This is a genomic window from Solirhodobacter olei, from assembly GCF_004010155.1.
GTDB classification, from domain to species: Bacteria; Pseudomonadota; Alphaproteobacteria; order Rhodobacterales; family Rhodobacteraceae; genus Solirhodobacter; species Solirhodobacter olei.
The window spans coordinates 2,501-5,769 of the sequence record NZ_RRYH01000064.1; the positions used below are offsets into that span (position 1 = coordinate 2,501).

Annotated in this window: 1 tRNA gene and 2 rRNA genes; all 3 read left to right on the plus strand. The window is 55.6% G+C overall.

The window, feature by feature from the left end:
* Positions 1–63: 63 nt before the first annotated feature.
* A 23S ribosomal RNA gene (locus tag EIP85_RS22280) occupies positions 64–2,903 on the plus strand.
* 125 nt (positions 2,904–3,028) lie between these two features.
* Positions 3,029–3,143, plus strand: a 5S ribosomal RNA gene (rrf, locus tag EIP85_RS22285).
* 49 nt (positions 3,144–3,192) lie between these two features.
* Positions 3,193–3,269: transfer RNA gene (locus tag EIP85_RS22290), tRNA-Met, on the plus strand.

Sequence of the window (3,269 nt, forward strand, 5' to 3'; positions counted from 1 at the left end):
GCATGGAAAATTGCGATGACGCTGGGGAAGGCGAGGCTGCCGAGCCTTGCTTTTCCTGGATCGGATCAAGCGCGAAAAGGGCGTTTGGTGGATGCCTTGGCAGCAAGAGGCGATGAAGGACGTGGTACTCTGCGAAAAGTCATGGGGAGCTGAGAACAAGCTTTGATCCATGAATGTCCGAATGGGGAAACCCACCTGAATGCTTGTTGTTACCGTCACATCCGTGTGGCGGCATTCAATGAGCATAACCAGGTATCATAACCCTGAACACATAGGGGTTTTGAAGCGAACCCGGGGAACTGAAACATCTAAGTACCCGGAGGAAAGGAAATCAACAGATACTCTGCGAGTAGCGGCGAGCGAAAGCGGACCAGCCGAGCCGTGAGTGTGACCAGAAGGACCTGGAAAGGTCCGCCAGAGCGGGTGACAGCCCCGTATGGGAAGCATGATCGGACGTATTAAGTAGGGCGGGACACGTGAAATCCTGTCTGAAGATCGGGGGACCACCCTCGAAGGCTAAGTACTCCTTGCTGACCGATAGCGAACCAGTACCGTGAGGGAAAGGTGAAAAGCACCCCGACAAGGGGAGTGAAACAGTCCCTGAAACCGGACGCCTACAAGCAGTCGGAGCCGCCTTGAGCGGTGACGGCGTACCTTTTGTATAATGGGTCAACGACTTGGTCTTACGAGCAAGCTTAAGCCGATAGGTGTAGGCGCAGCGAAAGCGAGTCTTAAAAGGGCGCATGAGTTCGTGGGATCAGACCCGAAACCGAGTGATCTAGGCATGAGCAGGATGAAGGTACGGTAACACGTACTGGAGGTCCGAACCCACACCTGTTGAAAAAGGTCGGGATGACTTGTGCCTAGGGGTGAAAGGCCAATCAAACTCGGAGATAGCTGGTTCTCCGCGAAAGCTATTTAGGTAGCGCCTCGGACGAATACCTACGGGGGTAGAGCACTGCATGGGTGATGGGGTCCCACAGACTTACTGAGCCTAAGCAAACTCCGAATACCGTAGAGTACTATCCGGGAGACACACGGCGGGTGCTAACGTCCGTCGTGAAGAGGGAAACAACCCTGACCTGCAGCTAAGGCCCCCAATTCGTGGCTAAGTGGGAAAGCATGTGGGACTTCCAAAACAACCAGGAGGTTGGCTTAGAAGCAGCCATCCTTTAAAGATAGCGTAACAGCTCACTGGTCTAATTCAGAGGTCCTGCGGCGAAGATGTAACGGGGCTCAAGCCACGAGCCGAAGCTTGGGATGCGCAGCAATGCGCGTGGTAGCGGAGCGTTCCGTGATATAACTCCATGTCTCCTTCACGCCTCTCGGGGCGTATTGGAGACGCGGGGTTGACTGTGAAGCCGGGCCGTGAGGCATCCGGTGGAGTGATCGGAAGCGAGAATGTTGACATGAGTAGCGACAAACAGGGTGAGAGACCCTGTCGCCGAAAGTCCAAGGGTTCCTGCTTAAAGTTAATCTGAGCAGGGTAAGCCGGCCCCTAAGGCGAGGCCGAAAGGCGTAGTCGATGGGAACCTGGTTAATATTCCAGGGCCAGGAGGATGTGACGGATCCCGAGGGTAGTTCGTTCTTATCGGATTGAACGGGCTGCTTAGGGGTTCCAGGAAATAGCCCTCCATCAGACCGTACCCTAAACCGACACAGGTGGACTGGTAGAGAATACCAAGGCGCTTGAGAGAACCACATCAAAGGAACTCGGCAAAATACCTCCGTAAGTTCGCGAGAAGGAGGCCCCGTTTGTACGCAAGTATGGGCGGGGGGCACAAACCAGGGGGTGGCGACTGTTTACTAAAAACACAGGGCTGTGCGAAGCCGTAAGGCGACGTATACAGTCTGACGCCTGCCCGGTGCCGGAAGGTTAAAAGGAGGAGTGCAAGCTCCGAATTGAAGCCCCGGTAAACGGCGGCCGTAACTATAACGGTCCTAAGGTAGCGAAATTCCTTGTCGGGTAAGTTCCGACCTGCACGAATGGCGTAACGACTTCCCCGCTGTCTCTGATGTGGACTCAGCGAAATTGAATTGTCTGTCAAGATGCAGACTTCCCGCGGTTAGACGGAAAGACCCCATGAACCTTTACTCCAGCTTTGCACTGGCATCAGGAATGTGATGTGCAGGATAGGTGGTAGGCATCGAAGCGGGAACGCCAGTTCTCGTGGAGCCAACCTTGAGATACCACCCTTCGCCTTCTTGATGTCTAACCGCGGCCCGTTATCCGGGTCCGGGACCCTGCATGGCGGGGAGTTTGACTGGGGCGGTCGCCTCCCAAAGTGTAACGGAGGCGCGCGATGGTGGGCTCAGAGCGGTCGGAAATCGCTCGTTGAGTGCAATGGCAGAAGCCCGCCTGACTGCAAGACTGACAAGTCGAGCAGAGTCGAAAGACGGCCATAGTGATCCGGTGGTCCCGAGTGGAAGGGCCATCGCTCAACGGATAAAAGGTACTCTGGGGATAACAGGCTGATGATGCCCAAGAGTCCATATCGACGGCATCGTTTGGCACCTCGATGTCGGCTCATCTCATCCTGGGGCTGGAGCAGGTCCCAAGGGTATGGCTGTTCGCCATTTAAAGAGGTACGTGAGCTGGGTTTAGAACGTCGTGAGACAGTTCGGTCCCTATCTGCCGTGGGTGTAGGAGACTTGAGAAGAGTTGCCCCTAGTACGAGAGGACCGGGGTGAACGCTCCACTGGTGGACCAGTTGTCGTGCCAACGGCAGTGCTGGGTAGCTATGAGCGGACAGGATAACCGCTGAAGGCATCTAAGCGGGAAGCCCCCTTCAAAACAAGGTCTCCCTGAGGGCCGTGGAAGACCACCACGTCGATAGGCCGGAGGTGCAAGCGCAGCAATGCGTTCAGCTGACCGGTACTAATTGCCCGATAGGCTTGATCCGAGCCAGCAAAAGCAAGGCTTTTGCCCTAGCTCGTCGCAATCAAGAACTTCACAAGGACAACGCACAAAGCGCTGATGTGGCCGAGCATCCCCAAAAGGGATGCCCGGCCCGTGTTTCTTCCTCGGTTTGGTGGTCATAGCGCGAGCAAAACACCCGATCCCATCCCGAACTCGGCCGTTAAGTGCCGCCGCGCCGATGGTACTGCGTCTTAAGACGTGGGAGAGTAGGTCGCCGCCAAACCTAGAAAGAAACACAAATTCTCTCAAAACGATATCTCGTTCGACCTTGGCGCGGGATGGAGCAGCCCGGTAGCTCGTCAGGCTCATAACCTGAAGGTCGTAGGTTCAAATCCTACTCCCGCAACCA